Genomic DNA, 20,428 nt, shown 5'->3' with positions numbered 1-20,428 from the left:
GGGAAGCGCGGCGCTGCAGTACTGGTCGTGCAACAGTCTTGTATCTGAGACAGCCGGCCCGAAAGAGTGCTAGTTCATGGTCGTGGGTCACAGTAACTTGTTCGGTGTGACGCTGACCAAGCCCTAAAAGGGACAGCCCCGGGGAACCGGCCTTGGGGGTTTGGGAGGGCGTCGAAAAGCACGAGCGAAAGGAAGTCATGTCTGAACCCCGCGAAGTACGCGCCCCGCGCGGAACCGAAATCACCGCCAAGTCTTGGCAGACCGAAGCCCCGCTGCGCATGCTCATGAACAACCTTGACCCCGAGGTTGCCGAACGCCCCGAGGATCTCGTGGTCTACGGCGGCACTGGACGCGCTGCCCGCAGCTGGGAAGCCTTCGATGCCATCGTGGAGTCGCTCAAGGATCTCGAGTCCGACGAGACGCTGCTGGTGCAGTCCGGCAAGCCGGTGGGTATTTGGAAGACCAACGAGTGGGCGCCGCGCGTGCTCATCGCCAACTCCAACCTGGTCGGTGACTGGGCCAATTGGGAGCACTTCCGCAAGCTCGAGGACGAGGGCCTGATGATGTACGGCCAGATGACGGCCGGCTCCTGGATTTACATCGCTACCCAGGGCATCCTGCAGGGTACTTTTGAGACCTTCGCGGCTGTGGCCAAGAAGCGCTTCAACGACACGCTCGCCGGCACCTTCACCCTGACTGGTGGTTGCGGCGGCATGGGCGGCGCGCAGCCGCTGTCCGTTACTTTGAACGGCGGCGCCTGCCTCATCGTCGATGTTGACGAGACCCGACTGAAGCGCCGCCAGTCCAAGCGCTACCTCGATGAGGTCGTCACCGACCTCGACGAGGCCCTCAAGCTGGTGCTCGACGCCAAGGAGAACAAGAAGCCGCTGTCCGTGGGTCTGGTGGGCAATGCCGCCGAGGTCTTCCCGGAGGTGCTGCGCCGCCAGCGCGCCGGTGAGTTCACCGTGGATATCGTTACGGACCAGACCTCCGCGCACGACCCGCTGAGCTACCTGCCCACCGAAATCACCGTCGAGGATTGGCACAACGAGGCCAAGGCGGACCCGACCACCTTCACGAAGAAGGCTCGCGAGGCCATGGCCGCCCAGGTCCAGGCCATGGTGGAATTCCAGGATGAGGGCGCCGAGGTCTTCGACTACGGCAACTCCATCCGCGACGAGGCCCGCAAGGCCGGCTACCAGCGCGCCTTCGAGTTCCCGGGCTTCGTCCCGGCCTACATCCGCCCGCTCTTCTGCGAGGGCCTTGGCCCCTTCCGCTGGGCAGCGCTCTCCGGCGACCCGGAGGACATCAAGGTCACCGACCAGGCACTCAAGGAGCTTTTCCCGGACAACGAGCACCTGCACAACTGGCTTGATGCCGCCGAGGAATACGTGGAGTTCGAGGGCCTGCCGGCGCGTATTTGCTGGCTGGGCTACAACGAGCGCCACAAGGCCGGCCTGCTCTTCAATGACTTGGTCAAGGAAGGCAAGATCAAGGCCCCGATCGTCATCGGCCGTGACCATCTGGACTCCGGCTCCGTGGCCTCCCCGTACCGAGAGACCGAGGCCATGCTCGATGGCACCGACGCCGTGGCTGACTGGCCGCTGCTCAACGCTATGACCGCAGTCTCCTCCGGCGCCACCTGGGTGTCCATCCACCACGGTGGTGGCGTGGGCATGGGCCGCTCCATCCACGCGGGCCAGGTTACCGTCGCCGATGGCACCGAGCTGGCCGCCGCCAAGCTGCGCGCGGTGCTCACCAACGACCCGGGCATGGGCGTTATCCGCCACGTGGATTCCGGTTACACTCGCGCCAAGGAAGTCGCCGACGAGCGCGGCGTGCGTATCCCGATGGAATTCAAGGCCCGCGACTAGACAAGAGAGGAAAAGAAGATCATGTCCACCCTGTTTACTGGAATCTCAGAGCTGCGCACGGTGTCGGAGACAGGCACGCTTGCCGACGCCTCACTCATCGCCAACACCGACGGCACCATCGCCTGGATCGGCCCAGCCTCCGAGGCGCCGGCCGCGGACGAGAAGGTCGACCTTGGCGGCCGCGCAGTTCTGCCGGGCTGGGTGGATTCCCATACCCACATGATCTTCGACGGTGACCGCTCCGCCGAGTTCGAAGCCCGCATGGCGGGCGAGTCTTACCAGGCCGGCGGTATCGCCGTGACCATGGATGCGACCCGCTCGGCGGGGGAGGAGCGCCTGGAAAAGCTCCTGGTGGAGCGCATCACAGCGGCCCGCCGAGGCGGTACAACGACCCTGGAGACCAAGACCGGCTACGGTCTTAATACCGAATCCGAGGTGGAGGCTGCTCGCGTGGCGGCCCGCCACGTCGATGACGTGACTTTCCTCGGCGCGCACCTCGTGCCGCCGGGGGCGGAGGCTGAAACCTACCTCGACGAGGTTGTGGGCCCGATGCTCGACGGCGTGGCCGAGCACGTGCAGTGGATTGACGTCTTCTGCGAGCGCGGTGCATTCGACGAGGAGCAGTCGCGCCGCGTGCTCGAGGCTGGCAAGGCCCGGGGCTTGGGCGTGCGCGTGCACGGCAACCAGCTCGGCGAGGGTCCAGGCGTAGCACTCGCAGTGGAGTTGGGCGCGGCCTCCGTGGATCACGTCAACTACCTCAGTGATGCCGATGTTGAGGCGCTGGCCTCCTCCGAGACGGTGGCCACGCTGCTGCCGGCCTGCGACCTGTCCACGCGTGAGCCGCTGGCGCCTGGCCGCAAGCTTATTGATGCCGGCGCGACCGTCGCCATCGCTTCCAACCTCAACCCGGGCACCTCGTACACGTCCTCGATGAACTTCTGCGTGACCACGGCCGTGCTCCAGCAGCACCTGACTCTCGATGAGGCCATCGCCGCCGGCACGCTGGGTGGTGCCACCGCGCTGCGCCGCCAGGATGTCGGTGAGGGTAAGGACGCGAAGGGCCGCCCGGCCAAGGGCTCGCTGGTGGTCGGCGCTGCCGCGGACCTGCACGTCCTCGATGCCCCGAGCGCTATCCACCTGGCCTACCGCCCGGGCATGCCGATGACGTTCAAGACCTTTGTCGGCGGCCGCGAGGTGTAGGCGCAGATCACGTCTGGCCCGCGTGTTGATTACGTGTGGCCTGCGCGTTGGGCGTGCTAGGGCTAAACCCAGCCGCAAAGGCACCTTTTGAAGGGCACCTTATGAAGGAAACCGCATGCTTTAACCTGGGGTTTTATCTTTCGAAAGCCGCAAATGGTGCCTTTAGTTTGGTGCCTTTGGTCTTTCTCCGAGCCTTGGGATTCGGGGGTTGGGGGGCTGATCCAAAGGTTGCAGAGTGCTCCTCACGAGCTGCTGTGTGGGTTTTAACGGGCTGAGGCTCAAAGGAGACTGGGGCGCAGCATGGGGTAGCGGCAGGCCGTGGGGAGAAATAGCTAATCTCACCGCAGTGCCGTACTCTGGTTTGAGCAATGAGCATTACCGATAACGCCACCGGCGGCGTCAACGAGCCGGAAGAATTCAATAAGTCGGAATCTCAGGAAAACTCGCAAGGTGGCGAAGCATTGGACGCTTCGCAGGTGTCGAACCAGGACACCGGGGCTGCGAATAACCCTGAGGACACCGGCGCTGAAGAAACTTCAGCCAACGACAACTCCCAGGGTTTTGCACACCTCGGCCTTCCCGATGACGTTCAGGAAGCCGTGTCCAAGGTGGGCTTTACCAAGCCATCCCCAATTCAGGAAGAAACCATCCCGATCCTCATGGAGGGCCGCGACGTCGTCGGCCTGGCCCAGACGGGTACGGGTAAGACCGCGGCCTTCGCGCTGCCGGTTCTCTCCCAGATCGATACCGAGGCCCGCTACCCGCAGGCTTTGGTCCTCGCGCCCACGCGCGAGCTCGCCCTCCAGGTTGCGGATTCTTTCCAGTCCTTCGCCGACCACTTGGGCCGCATCGAAGTTCTGCCTATCTACGGTGGCCAGGCTTATGGCATTCAGCTCTCTGGGCTGCGCCGTGGCGCCCAAATCATCGTGGGCACCCCGGGCCGTGTTATCGACCATCTGGAGAAGGGCTCCCTGGACATCTCGCAGCTGCGCTTCCTCGTCCTCGATGAGGCGGACGAGATGCTCAACATGGGCTTCCAGGAAGACGTCGAGCGCATTCTTGAGGACACCCCGGAAGACAAGCAGGTCGCACTCTTCTCGGCCACCATGCCGAACTCGATTCGCCGCCTGTCCAAGCAGTACCTCAACAACCCCGCTGAGATCACTGTGAAGTCGGAGCGCCGCACGAATGACAACATCACGCAGCGCTTCCTGCTGACCCCGCACCGCCACAAGATGGATGCCTTCACCCGCATCCTCGAGGTTATTGACTACGACGCCATCATCGTCTTCTGCCGCACCAAACACGCGACTGAGGACGTGGCCGATAGCCTCAAGGAGGCCGGCTACAACGCTGCCGCCATCAACGGCGATATTGCCCAGCAGCAGCGTGAGCGCACCGTCGATCAGCTCAAGGATGGCCGCCTGGACATCTTGGTGGCTACCGACGTGGCTGCTCGTGGTCTCGACGTGGACCGCATTACCCACGTAGTCAACTACGACATCCCGAACGACACCGAGTCCTACGTGCACCGCATCGGCCGTACCGGCCGTGCTGGCCGCACTGGTGAGGCCATCCTGTTCGTCACCCCGCGTGAGCGCCGCATGCTGCGCTCCATCGAGCGCGTGACCAATGCCCGCTTGGAGGAGATGGATCTCCCGACCGCGGATGAAGTCAACGCCAAGCGCAAGGAGAAGTTCTTCGCTTCCATCGGTGCCTCCCAGCAGGACAAGCAGTTCGAGTTTTTCCGCGACATGGTGCGTGAGTACTCCGCGGCGGAGAACGTGGCGATGGATGATATCGCCGCTGCTTTGGCTGTGCAGCTGCAGGGTGGGACGGACTTCCTGCTCAAGGAACGTCCGGTATCCAAGAAGGACCGTCGCGAGCGCGATCGCTTTGAGCGCGACGGCCGCGGGCGTGACCGCGATCGTGAAGGCCGCGGCCGTGACCGCGGCGGCCGCGACCGCGACCGTGGCCCGCGCCGCCCGGATGGGGACTTTGAGACGTACCGGCTGGACGTCGGCAAGCGTCAGAACGTGCGCCCCGGCGCCATCGTGGGTGCGCTGGCCAACGAGGGTGGCTTGTCCTCTAAGGACTTCGGCCGCATCACCATTGCGGTGGGCCACACCTTGGTGGACCTGCCGAAGAACCTGGACCCGGCGGTGCTGGAGCGTCTGAAGGACACCCGCATCTCCGGACAGCTCATCAAGATCCAGAAGGATACCGGCCGCCCGCCGCGTCGGAACTACGATGACGACCGTGGCCGTGGTGGTTACGGCGGACGTGGTCGTGGTGGACGCGGTGAGCGCGGGGGATACCGCGACCGTGACCGCGGTGGACATGGCCGCGACCGTGGTGGGCGCCGCGGCGGTTGGCGCGACTAGGCTCCGTTCAACCCCGCAGCGGCCTTAATCCTGCACGAGAAAACCTCCCGAACTCTCAATGAGAGCTTGGGAGGTTTTCGCTGTTGAGGCCTAAACCGGAGAGTTTAGACGTACATCAGGATGGCGCAGATAACCCACAGCAGGTTGAAGATGCCGGAGAACATAGACAGCTGCTTCTTCAGCTTGGCCACATCCGCGGAGCCGGGGGTCGCAATCGCAGCCATGGCTTGGTTCTGCTTCGGGATAACCACGACGAGCAGAATGACCCAAGCGATGACAGAAAGCAGCAGAGCGATGTGGAACTGGACCTCGGACTTGTAAGTGGCCAGGTCAGTGAGGAAAACGGCCAGACCGATGACCGGAACGATGGCGGAAATGTAGCCATAGGTCGAGGTGATTTTGTTGAGGATGCCGGCGGCACCAGCAGCCGAAGCATCACCGGCGCCAGCCTTTGCCAGCTGGGCAGGGAAGGCGGAGGTGGAGATACACACGGTACCGACCAACAAGATAGCGGCGAAGGCGTGGAGGAAAATAAGCAAGCTTGTCATGGGGAGTGCGCTTTACCTTTCTGTACGGGGCTTTTCCCAGCGAAAGTCTAACGGTGCTGTGAGATGAAATCGAATCGGCATTGGTGGCGCATGACCGCATAATCGCGGGAGGGAAGCGGGAGTTGATACTTACGCGCCACAGCGGCAAGGCGCTGCGAGTAGTCGCAACGATCAGCCGGTGGAAGCCAGTCTGCCGGCAAGGAATCGGACTTGGCTTGGTTGAGATTGCGGGCGGTGGCAACAAGGTTGAGCGGATCGTTGGCAAAGGCCATTTTCTTATCACGCGGCCAGGCTGATGCGCCGAGATCCCAGGCGGCGGCGAGCGGAAAAACGTGGTCGACTTCCACGCGCGCCGGTGCCGGTGCGCGGGCATAGGGGTCGTAGAGGGTGCCGTCGATGGTCTGCGTTGCTTTAACGCTATCGCGGGTACCCGGCGCCCAGCCGCCGAACTCTTCTCGGTCGTAGCCAGGGACCTCCACGCGCGCGGGCACGGTAGCCACGCCCAGGTCGGGGCCGGGGAGGAGGTGGTAGCCGCCGTAGGCCACCGTGGCTATGGAGAGGAAGCCGATATAGGCCGCGCGCAGGTTCATGCACTTTTAGACTGCGCGGGGGTGTTCGCGGTTCCCGTTTGAGCAGGAAGCCTGTGAGAACACAGAAGGGCTACATGGATGCAGTCAAAAGGCACTTCCCAGAAGGCATTGGTAAGAAGGTTTCTTTGGGGGCAAAGACACCTTTTAGAGGCTCGCACACGGCGTTTTCGAGGCAAAGGCACCTTTTGAAAAATGCCTTTTGAGTAGAGGCTTTTGAGTAGCGACCTTGTAGAGCCACCGAGCCGATCACAAGCGAAACCCCGCCACAGCAATAACTGGACTACTGGAGCGGGGTTCGCGCGTGAGGGGAGAAGGGGAGAGGCCTACTTCTGAACCTGCTCCGCTGCCTCCTCGAAGTCCAAGTCATCGTTCTTCTCAACGAGCTTGGCCAGGCGGGATGCCTCCTCGAACTCCTGGGTGACCTTCTCATCCGGAGCCTTGGTGGCCAGCGAAACGCCGACAGTCACGAGCAGAGCGGAGATGAAGCCCGGTACCAGCTCGTAGAGGGTATCGCCCAGCGGGCTCATGCCCCAGCCGATAGCCACGACGGCACCGGTGAGCATGCCGGCGATGGCGCCGGAGGAGTTGAGGCGCTTCCAGTACAGCGACAGCAGCACCAGTGGGCCGAAGGCGGAACCGAAGCCGGCCCACGCGAAGCCAACCAGACCCAGAATCGAGTCGGAGGGGTTGATAGCCAGCACAGCCGCAATGACGGCAATGGCCACGACGGCGGTGCGGGACAGGTTGATCAGAACTTCTTGGCGTGGCTTCTTCTTAGCGAAGATGAGGTAGAGGTCCTCAATGAGGGAGGTGGAGACCACCAGCATCTGGGAGGACATCGTGGACATGATGGCCGCTAGAACGGCGGTCAGTACCAGACCAGCAAACAGCGGGTGGAACATAACCTGGGCCATGTCGAGGAAGATGGTCTCGTAGTTCTCCTGGTCGGTGATGGAGATATTCGGATCCTTCGTAAAGAACACGGTACCGGAGAGCGCGACGAAAATAGCGCCGATGAGGGAGATTCCCATCCAGCTGACACCGTAGAAGCGGCCCGCGCGGGCGTCGGAAGGCTTGCGCAGCGCCATGAAGCGCACGATGATGTGCGGCTGGCCAAAGTAACCCAAGCCCCAGGCCAGGTTACCGATGATGACGGCGGCGGAAACGCCGGAGAACAAGGAGAAGTAGTCGGGGTTCTCAATGACGCCACCGGTGGCATAGGGGTTTTCAGCAGCGAAGCTGAAAATCTCGCCCGGGTTGTCCAAGGAGAAGAGCACCATGATCGGCACGATGATGAGAGAGGCGAACATCAGCAGGCCCTGGACGGTATCGGTGTAGGACACCGCAAGGAAGCCGCCGACGAAGGTGTAGAAGACCGTCACGGCAGCCACGACGAGCATGCCGACCATGTAGTCGCCGCCGAAGCTGGACTCGAAGTAGCGGCCGCCGGCCACCATGCCGGAGGAGACGTAGAAGGTGAAGAAGAAGATAATGATTGCCGCCGCGATAATGCGCAGCAGGCGCGACTTATCGTGCAGGCGGTTCTCAAAGAAGGAGGGCACGGTAATAGAGTTGCCGGCAATTTCGGAGTAGGAGCGCAGACGCGGCGCAACCCACTTCCAGTTGGCCCAAGCACCGATGAGGAGGCCGATGGCCATCCACAGCTCGGACATACCGGTCAGGAACAAAGCGCCCGGCAGGCCCATGAGCAGCCAGCCGGACATATCGGAGGCGCCGGCGGATAGGGCGGCTACGAACGGGTGAAGGCCGCGGCCGGCGAGAACGTAGTCGTCATACTCATCCGTCTGCTTGTAGCTCCAGAAGCCAATAGCGGCCATGGCAAGCAGGTAGATGATCATCGCAACGACATACCAAGTGGAGTCTTGCACTGATCTCTCCTTGAGATTGAGATTAAAGAATAGGACTCACCCACGCTAACGAGGCAAATGCTCCTACCCAACTGAAAATTGGCTGGTTGACCAGTATTTGGTTACCTTGGTCACAGCTTAATGTACGGTCTTACTGGTGTTACGCCGTTATATAACGAGACTGTAACGATTGCTTATTTGGGCAGGATTCGGGAACTTTCTGCGACCCTGACCCCCAAAAGGCGTGCTGCTAAACTGGCCCCTATGGCTTCTTACCTGCTGCATGGCCTCTGGCTGCCCGTCTCCGGCCTGAGTCTATGGATCGAACAGGTCGAAGGGCACAAGATCATCATGCCCTCAGCAGTCCCAGAGGGAACCTTCCCGGATGTGGTGGACTCCATCCTGAGCAAGAAGACCTTCCGCAACCGAGCGCGAGTGTCCCTGCGCACACCGAAGGGCAAAGATGTCTCCCTCATGGTGCCCATGGCTATGTTCGCCCCGGATGAAGCGGTGGAAACATTGGCCAAGCTGGAATACCTCGACACCGATAGTCAAGCGGCCACCCCGGAGCAGCGCGCGACCATCGCGCCAGATCTCTTGTGGCTCATCCGGGCCTACCGCGGGCTTTACCGTTTTGTACGCGCCGGCCGCGTGACTATCCGCTTGTCTTATCAAGCAGGCGAGTGGTACCCCATGTGGCAACTGGCTTCTGGCTTGGGTGAGCGTAGCTGGCTGGCGGAGATGCTGGCCTCCGCGCCCGGCATCCTTTCCATAAATAACCGGGCTCTCTCTGATGATTTGGCTGATGAGCTCACGCACTGGATTGCCTATACCCAATTGCGTCCGCAGATCGACGCCCCGCGCGCCGCGCCCTGGCATGACTTCGCCCAGGCGCTGCTGAAGACCGCGCCGGTGAAGAAGGGCCGCGCCCAACTGCTGCGCGGACTCAATGAGTGGAAAGACTCCATTACCTCCGTCGATCTCCAGCTGGTGTTCCTCGTGGAGGAGCCACCAAATGAGAATGTCTCCGTCGAAGACGCAGCGTGGCCCATCCGCCTGCTGGTTCGCTCCGGGACCGATTCACCCCTGCCGGTGCGGCAGGAGCAGTTGGATCGGGGAAGCGTCGAGAAGCTGCGCGAAGCCCGCCGCCATGCCTTCGACGTGGCACCGCGGCTGAAGTACAACTCCGCGCCGGCGAGCCGGAACGCGGGTGACTGGGATGTGTACCTGACCACGGAGCAGCTCGTGGAATTTGTCACCCACGATGCCGCCGCCCTGCGCAAAGCCGGCTTTACCGTGCTGCTGCCCAAGTCCTGGTCCCACATGGAGACCAAGGCCAAGCTGGAAACCACGGAGGTGCGCGATCCGGCCGATGCCGCCACCAAGGCGCACATCGGCATGGAGAAGTTGTTCAGCTATGACTGGAAGCTTTCGGTGGGTGACACGCAGCTAACCGACGCCGAAATGCAAGAGCTCATCTCCTCCAAGTCCGGCCTGATCCGCCTGCGCGGTGAGTGGGTCATGGCGGATACCCAGGCCTTGAACAAGATCTCGCAGTACATGCGCGAGTTGGCCGATACCGCACGCAAGCGCGCTCTGAAGGAGCTGGAGCAACTCGCCGCGACCGCGGAAATGGCCCGTCAGCTGGAACAACCCGGCTGGGAAGAGCTTGTGGCCGAGGTGGAGCGCCGTCGCAAGGAATTCAACGAGGGCGAGCAAGAAGAAGCGGTAACGCTTGCAGACCTGCGCGAGATGGCCTTGAAGTCCATGGCGGAGGACCCCGTGGCCTTCACCGGATCCGAGTGGCATACCTCGCTGCTCGGCGGGCTGGATAGTACGGCACCCGACCGCGTGGACATCCCCGATACGGTCCATGCCGAGCTGCGCGAGTACCAGCGTCGCGGTGTGGACTGGCTGTACTGGATGTCCCGCAACAACATCGGCGCGGTGCTGGCAGATGACATGGGTTTGGGCAAGACGCTGCAGCTGCTGTCCCTGCTGGCGGTAGAAAAAGCCGCCCATGAGACCGATGGGGAGCCAGAGGCGTGGAAGCCCACTCTGGTGGTTGCGCCGACCTCCGTGGTGGGCAACTGGGCTAGGGAAGCTACGCGCTTCGTGCCGGATTTTAAGGTCATGGTGCAACACGGCACCGGGCGCCTGAAGGGCGAGGAATTGGTTACCGCAGCTCAGGAGGCCGATATCGTCATCACTTCCTATGGCACGGTAAGCCGTGACTTTTTGACCTTGAGCAAGGTGGAGTGGGACCGCGTGGTCCTCGATGAGGCTCAAGCGATCAAGAACGCCTCGACGCGTTCCTCCAAGGCGGTGCGCGCCATTCCCTCGCGCCACCGCGTGGCGCTGACCGGTACGCCGATTGAGAACCGCCTGTCGGAGATGCGCTCCATCCTGGACTATTGCAACCCGGGAATCTTGGGCTCTGCTTCCTTCTTCCGCAACCACTTTGCCAAGGCCATTGAGCGCGAGGGTAGCGATGTCATGGCGGAGCGCCTGCGCTTGCTCACTGGCCCATTCATCCTGCGCCGCCTTAAGACGGATCCGAATATCATCGATGACCTGCCGGAGAAGTCCGAGCAGATCATCACCGTGCGCATGACCGATGAGCAGGCTGCTCTCTACAAGGCCCTGGTCAATGACGTGGAACAGGCCCTGGCGAAGAAGAAGGAGGGGATCTCGCGCCGTGGCCTCATCTTGGCGTCACTGACCCGCATCAAGCAGATCTGCAACCACCCTGCGCACTTCTTGGCCGATGGCAGCGCTGTCACCATCAAGGGCAAGCACCGCTCCGGCAAGGTGGAGGAGCTCATGCGGATCATTGACCAAGCCATCGAATCTCAGGAGCGCGTGCTGATCTTTACCCAGTACAAGGCCTTCGGCGACGTTCTCCAGCCCTACCTCTCTGAGCAACTGGGCTGCGAGATTCCCTTCCTCCACGGCGGGGTGAGCAAGAACCGGCGCGACCAGATGGTGGAGGAATTCCAGGCCGAGGATGGCGCACCCGTCATGCTGCTCTCGCTCAAGGCCGGCGGTACAGGCTTGAACCTCACGGCGGCGTCGATTGTCGTGCACATGGACCGCTGGTGGAATCCGGCGGTGGAGAACCAGGCCACGGACCGCGCCTTCCGCATTGGCCAGCAGCGCAACGTGCAGGTGTACAAGATGATTACCGCCGGTACCTTGGAGGAATCCATCCAGGACATTCTTGATGGTAAGACGCAGCTGGCCGGGGCCGTCGTGGGCGAGGGCGAGGGCTGGCTCACCGAACTGAGCCCCGAGCAGCTGGCGGATCTCATGAGCTATAGGGAGCAGGAGAAGTAAATGGCACCGAAGAGTCCTGAGGACAACAACGTCATCTACGCCAACTTCGGCACCCGCAAGCGCGTGAGCACGCCTGAGGAGGTCAACCGCGTCGATCGCGTGCGCACCATGCAGCCGGCGGCCACGCGCCTGCTCAACTTTGTCAACCAGCAAACGGATTCCGGCCGCATTCGCCGCGGGCGCCAGTACGCCACCGAGGGTCATGTCGTGGGCCTCGACGTGCGCAATGGTGCTGTGCACGGCAAGGTTGCGGGCTCTCAGAATGAACCTTTCGCGGTGCTCATCCAGGTGCCTTACCGCAACAACGAGGACATCGGGCGGCTGTCGGAGATGTTCGCGCGCACCCCCAACTCCGTGGCGAAGGCTAGGGAGGGCATGCTTGCCGACGCCTCCCTCGACATCCTCATCGCCGAGTACCCCGACGACCTCCGTTTCTCGTGCACCTGCCCCGATCCGGAGTACGTGTGCAAGCACGTCGTGGCGGTGGCGGACCGCTTGGCCGCGCGCATGGATGCTGATCCGTCTGTCATCTTCGCCCTGCGCGGACTCGATTTTGCGCGGCTCGAGCAAGCGGTCATGGAGGAGGCCAAGGCGGCCTCGGAGGACTCTTATTCCGCTAACGCGGCCTCTGAAATCTCGGCCGAGGAACGCAATGCTTTGTTCTGGGAGGGGCGAGAATTGCCGCCCTTGCCGGAGCCAAAGACAGCGCCAGCTGTCGATGATTCCGACCCGGAATTGCTGCGCAAGGCCATGAGGTCTGTCAGCCATACGAACATAGATTTGCTTCGGGCCGTCTCCGATGTCGAGGACCTTTACTATCATCTGACGCACTAGACATAGTCACCGAAAGGGAAAGGCTGACACGCCAATCCTGGACCACGTTGTAGGGAGTTTGCATGGCCGCGGTCACGTTCATCCACACCTCAGATTTCCAGCTGGGAATGACACGCTGGTTTTTAAATCCCGCCGCGCAGTCGCGCTTTGATGATGACCGCGAAGCAGCGGTCCTGCGGCTCGGGGAGTTGGCCACCGAGACAGGTGCCGAGTTCATCGTCGTGGCCGGTGATGTTTTTGAGCACAATTCCCTGAGCACGTCCACGCTGCTGCGCGCCAAGGACATGTTCAAGCGCCTGCCGGTGCCGGTCTACCTGCTGCCTGGCAACCACGATCCTCTCGTGGCGGATTCCATCTTCTTCAACTCCTTTGCGGATAACGTGCACGTCATCGCGGATTCAGAGCCCATCGAGGTGCGCCCAGGCGTGGAAATCGTCGGCGCCCCCTACTTGTCCAAGCGGGCCAATTATGACCTCGTGCGCCGCGCGCTGGAGCCGCTGCAGCCTGCCGATGAGGGCACGGTTCGCATCGCGGTGGGACATGGCCAGGTGGAGTCCCGCGCGGGCGAGGGCGAGGACTCTGACGCAGATACTATCGACCTCTCCTTCGTGGAGGAGTGCCTGGATAAAGGCGTTATTGATTATCTGGCGCTGGGGGATACGCACTCCACCGAATCCTTGGGCCGTACCGGCAAGGTGTGGTTCTCCGGCAGCCCGGAGACCACGGCCTTCGACGATAGGGAGCGCGATTCGGGCAATGCCTTGGTGGTGACCGTTGAGGGGGCGCGGGTGGACGTCGCCAAGCACCGCGTCGGTCGCTGGGACTTCCGGGCGATTGATGCGGACGTTAATTCACTGGAGGAGGTCGAGGCTTTTCTTGCGGGGCTAAACGCCGTTCCGGAGAAGATCCGCACCGCGGTGAAATACAGTCTGCGTGGCACTGTGGGGTTGAGCGCGCAGGCTCGTTTGGAGCAGGGCTTGGCGGAGCTAGAGGAGGTCTTCGCCTCCCTCAAGCCGCGCGAGAGAACCATGGATCTGCACCTAGCGCCCTCCGAAGAGGAGCTCAGCGAATTGAGCTTGAGCGGTTATGCCGCGGATGCCCTGGCGGAGCTGCTCGAGGACCTAGATAATCCCACCGCCCGCGACGCCGCCAACCTGCTGTTCCGCCTCAGCGCGAAGGGAGCTTAAACCATGATGCAGCTACATTCTGTTGAACTGAACAACGTCCGCGGTGTGGAGCACCTAGAGGTCAAAGACCTCCCGGAGAACGGCGTGGTGGTTATCGGCGGGCCGAACGAGGCCGGCAAATCCACGCTGGTGGAGGCTATTGACTTCGTGCTGACGGAAAAGCACACGGCCAATTCCAAGCCGGTGAGAGCGCTGCAGCCTGCAGGTCGCGATGTGGGACCTGAGGTCACGCTGGAGGCGACCGTGGGGCCTTACCGCTTCCGCATTCGCAAGCGGTGGGTGAAGAAACGCACGTCGGAGCTGCATGTTTTCGCCCCACGCCCGGGCCAGTGGACCGGTGCCGAGGCGGATGGGGAGTTGGAGCGCATCCTCAGTGAGCACGTGGACCGCGCGCTTCTCGACGCCCTCTTCGTCCGCCAGGACGAGCCCCACCAAGGCATCGCCGCAGTGGGCATTCCTTCCCTGACCGCAGCGCTGGAGGAGGAAACCGGGGCGAGTTCCGCGGCGGAAGACTCCGAGCTGCTCACGCGCATTGAGGCGGAGTATAAGGAGTACTTCACCGCGAAGACGGACAAGCCGGCGGGGGATTTTAAGGCCGCCATCGCCGCGCTGTCAGATGCAAAGGAGAAGCAGGCTGCTGCCGAGTCTGCATTGCGCGAACTCGATGGAGTGGTGGAGCGCTATGAAGCTGCCGAGCTGAAGAAGTCTGAGGCCGAAGCCGCTTTGCCGGACGCTGCGGAAGAGTGCGAGCGCCGGGACAGTGAGCTTGTTGCTGCCCGGGCCGCCCAGGAGAAGGTCACGGCGCAGGAGGCGGCCGTGACGCGGGCGGCGGAGGCTGTAACGCGCGCGGAGGCGGAAGCGGAGCGCCGTAAAGCTGTGGTTGCTGAGCATGCCGCGGCTATTGATACTGCTGAGCGCGCCGCCGCAGCGGTTATGGAAGCCCGCGAGCGGGCCAAGGAAGAAGCCGCCGCCCGTAGGAAACTAGAGGAGGAGCGCGCCGAGGTTCATCAGCGCTATGAGGCCGTGCGCGAGGAGCGCCAGCGCGCCCGCCGCGCCCAGCAACGCGCTGAACGCGAGGCCCTGGGCACCCGCCTCGAAACACTGAACAAGTTGGAAGAGACTTTGGCCTCCCGCCGCCGCGAGCTGGCTGCCACTCCGGACGTACCACACCTTCAAGATCTGGAAGCTGCGGCTCGTGAGGTCACCGTCCAGGAGCGTCTGCGGGCTGCCGCGGCGGCCAAGCTTCACCTTTCAGGAGAAGGCTCCGTCGTCGTTGATGGTGAGGAACGCGCGCTGGAGAGTAGCAAAGAACTGGCAGTTGAGCTGCGTGAGGGCACCACCCTTCAGCTCGGTGAGGTTACAGCCCGCTATGCAGCAGGCGCTGGTGAAACCGGTGAGGAAGGCGTGGAGAAGGCCCGCGCTGAGCTCGCGCGCCTACTGGAAGATGCCGGGTGCGAGGATCTTGAGTCCGCCCGTGCCGCTCACGAGAAACACACCGAACTCGCCTCTGCTCTCGACACTGCCGCTCGCGAACTGGCCGCCGCACTCGGCGGGGAGGACCTCGGTGAGCTGCGTGCGCGTTTTGAGGCCAGTGCAGAGGATAATGAGGACGCCGTGGACGCCGCCGGGATTGCCGAGGATTCTGCGAAGCCGCGAGAGTTGGACGTGGTGGAGCGCGAGGAAGAGGAGCTGCGCAGGAAGCTCGATGAGCTTGACCGCGCTGTGGCTCCCTACCGTGAGAACAAGGCAGGCGTGGCATTGGAGGTAGCCACCGTGCGCGCGGAGGAGGCCACCGCGCAGCGCGATGCCAAGGCCGCAGCAGTGGAGGCTGCCCGTGCTCAGCTCAGTGATGCCGACGTGACTGCAGCAATTGAGGCAGCACAGACTGAGCTGGCGAAGGAGAAGGCGGCTTTAGAGGAGATGTCTGCTGTGGACGTGGAAACTGCCGAGCACTTAGCTCAGGGAGCGCACACACACCTGGACTCCCTGAAGTCAGCGGTAAACACGGCGGTTGGCGATATGCGCGAGCTCAATGGGCTCATCACAATGCACTCCGGTGCGGCTGAGGACGCGGAGAAAGCCACCGCGGAGCTGGAAGTAGCGCATGAGCGGCACGCTGCCATCGAGCGCCGAGCGAATGCCGCGCGCTACCTCCGCACGCTCATGCTGCGCCATCGCGATGCCGCCCGTCAGCGCTATGCCGCGCCGTTTGTCGCGGCGCTCAACGGCTTGGCCCGCACGGTCTTCGGTGGCGATGTGGACTTTGAACTCTCAGAAGAGCTCAAGGTCCAGGCTCGCAGCCGCAATGGTGAGACCGTAGCCTTCAACGCGCTGTCCGGTGGCGCCAAGGAGCAGTTGAGCATCTTGACGCGCTTTGCCATAGCGCAGCTGGTCTCTGAAGAACCGGTGCCGGTCATCATCGATGACGCCTTGGGCTCCACTGACTCACAGCGCCTTCAGCTCATGGCGGCGTTGTTTAGCAAGGCTGGAAGGAACACGCAGGTCATTGTGCTGACCTGTATGCCGCAGCGCTACTCGTGGGTATCTGGGCGCACGGACTTAGATATGGAGAAACTTACAAGCTCCTAAGTCCTAGCGTGTAGGGTATGAGCCATGACAGCGGACACTCGATGGCTCACCGAAAGCGAACAGAACCTCTGGCGGCATATTCTGGCCAGCATTCGCAAGATTAATCGCGGCATGGAGGAAACTCTCTTAGCCTGTAGCGATATCTCTGCGGCGGAGTTTGCAGTCCTCGTCTCGCTTTCGGAGGCACCTGAGCACACGCTGCGTTTGCGCGAGTTGTGCTCGGAACTGGACTGGGACCGCTCCCGCGCCTCCCACCAAATCACCCGCATGGAGAAGCGGGGTTTGGTGTGCAAAGAAAAGTGCGCGGGCGATGCGCGCGGTGTTGAAGTCGTTATGACGAAGCTCGGACAGGAGCGCCTTGAGGCGGCGGTGCCTGAGCACGTTGAGTCCGTACGCCGCATGGTCTTTGATCACCTCGATCCTGCCGATGCCCCTGCACTCCTGCGATTCTGTGAGGGGGTCCTCTCAGAGAGCAACCTTCCGGGCTATGAGGGCTTCGTTCCGGATGAACGCTTGGGCCTCCACGCCGACTAGCTCCGCTTAGCGCGAGTAGAGTAGGGCCCGTCCGTTTACGCACTAGGAGGTGACTTTCCCGCACCATGATGGGACAAGAACTGTTTGAGCATCCGCAGCGTCAGTACACCACGTATGGCATCACCCCATTGACAGAGCTCAGCGCTCAGGTAGGCCCCGTTGAGGACCTAGAGGAGCTCACTGAGGAACAAGCCACCGCACTTGAGACTGCCCTTGAACAGCATCCGGAGGGTGCATTGATTTTCGATGACGCTTCGCAGCTGTGGATCGTCGGCGCGGAAGAAGATATTGAGCGCATGTTCCAGGACCGCGAAGATTTCGTCGAAGCGCTCAATAACAACGAGGACCCTGGGGTCTAGCCCACAGTCGGTGTCAAACTAAAGGCGGATAGCGGCGGAAATATCTGCGTTTAACTACGGACGGCTCTGCATAAACTGCTAAGATACTCTGTGTTAAAGGGCGAGCATCCCCCATGCTTTTTAAAGACAGCTTCAATGAGAGCGCAGTCTGGCTAGGGGAGCTAAGTGAAAGGACTAAACATGATCGGCGAGCGCGTTTTGGCTCAGGAGCAGCGCGAAGCAGCTGCACGTGACAAGGCTGACGGCTGGGTATCCGTCTTCGTTCAGTGGATTCCCTCCATGCTTCTCTCCGTGGTGATGCTGGGCGCCTTGATGTTCGGCATGTACTACATCGAGCACGGCACCTTGGATATCACCCAGCCGATCGTCAACCAGTACATCACCCAGTAACTGGTTCGCTCCTCACGCTGCCGCCAAGCGGGGGAAAACAGCTGACTTCAAGCCCCAGCAGAATTGCCTGCTGGGGCTTCATCCTTCTCACCTGCCACCCTCTCAACCTTTCATCCGTCTCTCTTCGCGCTCACTCACTTCTCGCCCGCGCCCTTCGCGCTCACCGTGGGCCTTAATCTGCTGCCACAAACATGCTCGGTGAGCGCGAAGGGAGTATCTATCAGGCAGGGAGTGTATTCATCCGATAGCCTGAACTCCATGGACTCTCGCATCTACGTTCGCTATCTCAACGGCCCGCTCCTGTGGCTGGGAATTATCGTTGGCTTTGCCGTCGTGGCCGCGGTGGTTCCCACGATGATTGACTCCACGTGGGCGGCAATCCTCTTCGGCGCCCTGGTGCTCGCCGCAACTGTGGCTTGCATTCTGATGCGGGTGAAGATCGTCGTGAGTGACGACGACGTTGCGGTCTCCATCCTGGGCATATTCACGAAGAGGATTCCACTCAGCGATATCACCGGGGCGAGCGTCGGTCCCGCGACCGGGCTCAAGGAAGGCGCAGGCCCGCGCATTGTCGACGGAGCTTCGGCGTACATCGTGTCCGGGCCGACTGTGCGCATTGAACAGGGCAGCAGCTGCGTGATTGCCTCCGCGAAGAATCCGGAAGAAGTGGTCGCGGATATTGAGTCGCGCTTGCGCTAGTTCCATATCCCCAGACCTCGATCCCGAAACCTCCTGGTGGGTGGTGAGACGTCGGCAAGCGCTGGGCGACGCCCACCTGGGCAGGTTGCGGGTTTCAGGTCTGGGGGAATGCAAAATGCGCACGGTTGCGGCCCCGCACACGTGGCGTCGTTGAAACGGTGGGCCGAGGCGCGGCATAGTGCGGGGCGGTTTAGGCATGAAAAAGTGCCCCTGACAGGGATCGAACCTGCGACCTTCGGTACCGGAAACCGATGCTCTAATCCGCTGAGCTACAAGGGCATTGCTGGCGAAATGCCAACGATGCGATTCTAGCCTATAAAGACTGAAGCGCAGTAATTGGCCTCACGCCGATGGGGGTGTGATGGGAGGAAGGGGCGGCTAGGTAAGTAATCCGCCCCTTCATCGCTCCGCACCTGTGTTACTGGGTGGGCTGCTCCTGAGCCTGGGGCTGGTCAAAGAAGCCCGGCGCATCTGCGGTGTGGACCTCACCGGTGCGCAGGTAATCAACCACAATCTGGTTCACAGCCTGGTTTCCCATGGCGAAGTGTCCGTGGCCCGGGCCGTGGACGGTCACCACGCGGGACTGCATCGGGTCAGACAGGCCGCGGTAGAAGGCATACGGGGTCTGCGGGTCGCCGGTGGACTGAATCTGCAGCGGCTTGGTAGCCAGCTGCGCGCCGCTGACCTGTACCGGCTTGGTGATTGGTGCGCGGCCACCGCAGCCGACGCCGGAGGCGTACATGGAGTTAAACAGCGTGAAGGGGTCAACGGTGACGTAGTTGGACCACAGGAAGGCCGGGATGCGCGTCGGATCCATCGGGGCGGTGTTCTCGTTGCACATGATGATGTTCTGCATGCTCTGGGTATTCACCAGGCTCTGGATCGCAGCTTCCTGGTCCGCTTCGCTAGCCTGCGGCTCGATTGCGTTGAAGTCGAGCGGTTCGATGCCACCGATGTGCTTGGCCATCGCGTCCCAGGCCTCTGGGCGCGGGACTACCTGGTCGCGCGTTACCTGGAGGGTGGGGGAGGTAGCCTGGATGCCCTGCGGGTTGGATGCCTTGCCTGCGAGGTGCTCGGCCTGCACGCGCAGTTCGCCCGTGGCGGTCATGATATTCGCGCCCGGCTGGCCGGCGAATTCGAGGCCCGGCGGGAGATCACCAATCTCGGCGTCCGGCGGCAATACGGTGGGGCGCACGCCGGCCTCGGCGGCGACAATCTGAGACCAGCGCTCGTAGGCCTTCAGCGGAGTCTTGCCCGCGTGGTAGGTGTCATCGTTCTTCGCCACGAAGTTAAAGAAGTCATGCAGGGCATTTTCGTAGCCTGCCTGCTGGGATGCGAAGATCTGGTTCCAGGCCATGTCCGGATTCATGCCGGAATCCAGCACCACCTTGTCGGTGTGCTGCGGGAAGAGAGTGGCGTAGGTCGACCCCAGGAAGGTGCCGTAGGACAGGCCAGCGATGTTAATGCGTTCATCGCCGAGTGCCTGGCGTACAACCTCCCAGTCGCGGGCGGTGTTCTCTGTGGTAAGGGAGTCGGTGTAGCCCGGGGTGTTCTTCTCGCAGTTGTTGCGGGTAACGGCACCTGCCTTCGTGAGAGTCTCTAGCGGATTGCCTGTGGCTGCGGTCATGGAGCAGTTCAGCGCGCCGGAATCGCGCAGGCCGCGCGGCTGGACGCCGATGATGTCGAACTCCTGCTCAATCTCGTCTGGCCAATTCGCGTTGTTCACCCAGGCGTATGCATCGCCGCTCGGGCCGCCCGGGTTGGTAAACAGGCTGCCCTTGCGCTCGCCGGTGGCCTTGAGGCGGATGAAACCGACGTCGATGGTGCCCTTGTCCGGTGCGTCGTAGTACTTCGGCACGGTGACGTGGCCGCACTCGGCGCGCTCCTCGGTGACCCCCTCCGGGCACGGGCCCCAGTTGATGGTGGGTTGGTCGGCGTGAGCAACAGCGGGCACGGCAACCAGGCCGGCAGCAACAGCTACTGGGCCCAGAACCGAACCTAAAACGCGAGAAAGACGCATAGAATAAGGCTCCTAG

Annotated in this window: 15 protein-coding genes and 1 tRNA gene; 11 read left to right on the top strand and 5 right to left on the bottom strand. The window is 62.3% G+C overall.

Annotation, left to right across the window (positions count from 1 at the left end):
• The first annotated feature begins 197 nt into the window (after nucleotides 1–197).
• The 3 genes from hutU to HMPREF2537_RS10880 all read left to right on the top strand — a co-directional run bounded on the left by hutU (nucleotide 198) and on the right by HMPREF2537_RS10880 (nucleotide 5,458).
• Nucleotides 198–1,874 carry a urocanate hydratase gene (hutU, locus tag HMPREF2537_RS10890; protein ID WP_070528883.1) on the top strand — a complete coding sequence of 559 codons (1,677 nt, stop codon included), beginning with the start codon at nucleotides 198–200 and terminating at the stop codon, nucleotides 1,872–1,874.
• A gap of 21 nt (nucleotides 1,875–1,895) precedes the next feature.
• Nucleotides 1,896–3,074, top strand: coding sequence for an imidazolonepropionase (gene hutI, locus HMPREF2537_RS10885; RefSeq protein WP_070528880.1), 1,179 nt, complete (start codon nucleotides 1,896–1,898; stop codon nucleotides 3,072–3,074).
• A gap of 368 nt (nucleotides 3,075–3,442) precedes the next feature.
• Nucleotides 3,443–5,458, top strand: a complete 2,016-nt coding sequence (locus HMPREF2537_RS10880; protein ID WP_070528878.1) for a DEAD/DEAH box helicase — start codon at nucleotides 3,443–3,445, stop codon at nucleotides 5,456–5,458.
• 104 nt (nucleotides 5,459–5,562) lie between these two features.
• Here HMPREF2537_RS10880 and HMPREF2537_RS10875 read toward each other — a convergent pair whose 3' ends face one another.
• From HMPREF2537_RS10875 to putP, 3 genes are all read right to left on the bottom strand, one after another.
• Complete coding sequence (locus HMPREF2537_RS10875) at nucleotides 5,563–6,006, bottom strand: DUF2269 domain-containing protein (protein ID WP_070528876.1); 444 nt, start codon at nucleotides 6,004–6,006, stop codon at nucleotides 5,563–5,565.
• Between the two features lie 47 nt (nucleotides 6,007–6,053).
• Entirely contained in the window at nucleotides 6,054–6,596 is a 543-nt protein-coding gene (locus tag HMPREF2537_RS10870) for an HNH endonuclease family protein (RefSeq protein WP_070528873.1), read from the bottom strand.
• Nucleotides 6,597–6,919: 323 nt separating this feature from the next.
• Nucleotides 6,920–8,485: a sodium/proline symporter PutP gene (gene putP, locus HMPREF2537_RS10865; RefSeq protein ID WP_070528870.1), complete on the bottom strand. Its 1,566-nt coding sequence runs from the start codon at nucleotides 8,483–8,485 to the stop codon at nucleotides 6,920–6,922.
• 243 nt (nucleotides 8,486–8,728) lie between these two features.
• Between putP and HMPREF2537_RS10860 the strand changes: the two genes are divergently transcribed.
• From HMPREF2537_RS10860 to HMPREF2537_RS10825, 8 genes are all read left to right on the top strand, one after another.
• Nucleotides 8,729–11,800: a DEAD/DEAH box helicase gene (locus HMPREF2537_RS10860; RefSeq protein WP_070528867.1), complete on the top strand. Its 3,072-nt coding sequence runs from the start codon at nucleotides 8,729–8,731 to the stop codon at nucleotides 11,798–11,800.
• A complete protein-coding gene (locus HMPREF2537_RS10855; protein ID WP_070528864.1) occupies nucleotides 11,801–12,634 on the top strand; it encodes an SWIM zinc finger family protein in 834 nt (277 codons plus the stop codon). It abuts the gene before it with no gap.
• 62 nt (nucleotides 12,635–12,696) lie between these two features.
• A complete protein-coding gene (locus tag HMPREF2537_RS10850) occupies nucleotides 12,697–13,821 on the top strand; it encodes a metallophosphoesterase family protein (protein ID WP_070528861.1) in 1,125 nt (374 codons plus the stop codon).
• A 3-nt stretch (nucleotides 13,822–13,824) separates the two neighbouring features.
• Nucleotides 13,825–16,410, top strand: coding sequence for an AAA family ATPase (locus tag HMPREF2537_RS10845; RefSeq protein WP_070528855.1), 2,586 nt, complete (start codon nucleotides 13,825–13,827; stop codon nucleotides 16,408–16,410).
• 24 nt (nucleotides 16,411–16,434) lie between these two features.
• Nucleotides 16,435–16,944 (top strand): MarR family winged helix-turn-helix transcriptional regulator, encoded by a 510-nt coding sequence (locus HMPREF2537_RS10840; RefSeq protein WP_070443726.1) that lies wholly within the window; start codon nucleotides 16,435–16,437, stop codon nucleotides 16,942–16,944.
• A gap of 65 nt (nucleotides 16,945–17,009) precedes the next feature.
• Complete coding sequence (locus HMPREF2537_RS10835; protein WP_070528852.1) at nucleotides 17,010–17,303, top strand: molecular chaperone GrpE; 294 nt, start codon at nucleotides 17,010–17,012, stop codon at nucleotides 17,301–17,303.
• A gap of 165 nt (nucleotides 17,304–17,468) precedes the next feature.
• Nucleotides 17,469–17,693, top strand: a complete 225-nt coding sequence (locus HMPREF2537_RS10830) for a hypothetical protein (protein WP_246818716.1) — start codon at nucleotides 17,469–17,471, stop codon at nucleotides 17,691–17,693.
• Nucleotides 17,694–17,951: 258 nt separating this feature from the next.
• Nucleotides 17,952–18,392 (top strand): hypothetical protein, encoded by a 441-nt coding sequence (locus HMPREF2537_RS10825; RefSeq protein WP_070529498.1) that lies wholly within the window; start codon nucleotides 17,952–17,954, stop codon nucleotides 18,390–18,392.
• Nucleotides 18,393–18,597: 205 nt separating this feature from the next.
• Here HMPREF2537_RS10825 and HMPREF2537_RS10820 read toward each other — a convergent pair.
• Both HMPREF2537_RS10820 and HMPREF2537_RS10815 read right to left on the bottom strand, forming a co-directional pair.
• Nucleotides 18,598–18,671 (bottom strand) — tRNA-Arg (locus HMPREF2537_RS10820).
• A 139-nt stretch (nucleotides 18,672–18,810) separates the two neighbouring features.
• Nucleotides 18,811–20,412: an alpha/beta fold hydrolase gene (locus tag HMPREF2537_RS10815; RefSeq protein ID WP_070528847.1), complete on the bottom strand. Its 1,602-nt coding sequence runs from the start codon at nucleotides 20,410–20,412 to the stop codon at nucleotides 18,811–18,813.
• Nucleotides 20,413–20,428 lie beyond the last annotated feature (16 nt).

Origin of the sequence: Corynebacterium sp. HMSC074E01 (genome assembly GCF_001808885.1) — a bacterium.
Taxonomy (GTDB): Bacteria; Actinomycetota; Actinomycetes; order Mycobacteriales; family Mycobacteriaceae; genus Corynebacterium.
Note: the sequence above shows the minus strand (reverse complement) of the source record. Positions and strands in the feature narration are given on the sequence as shown.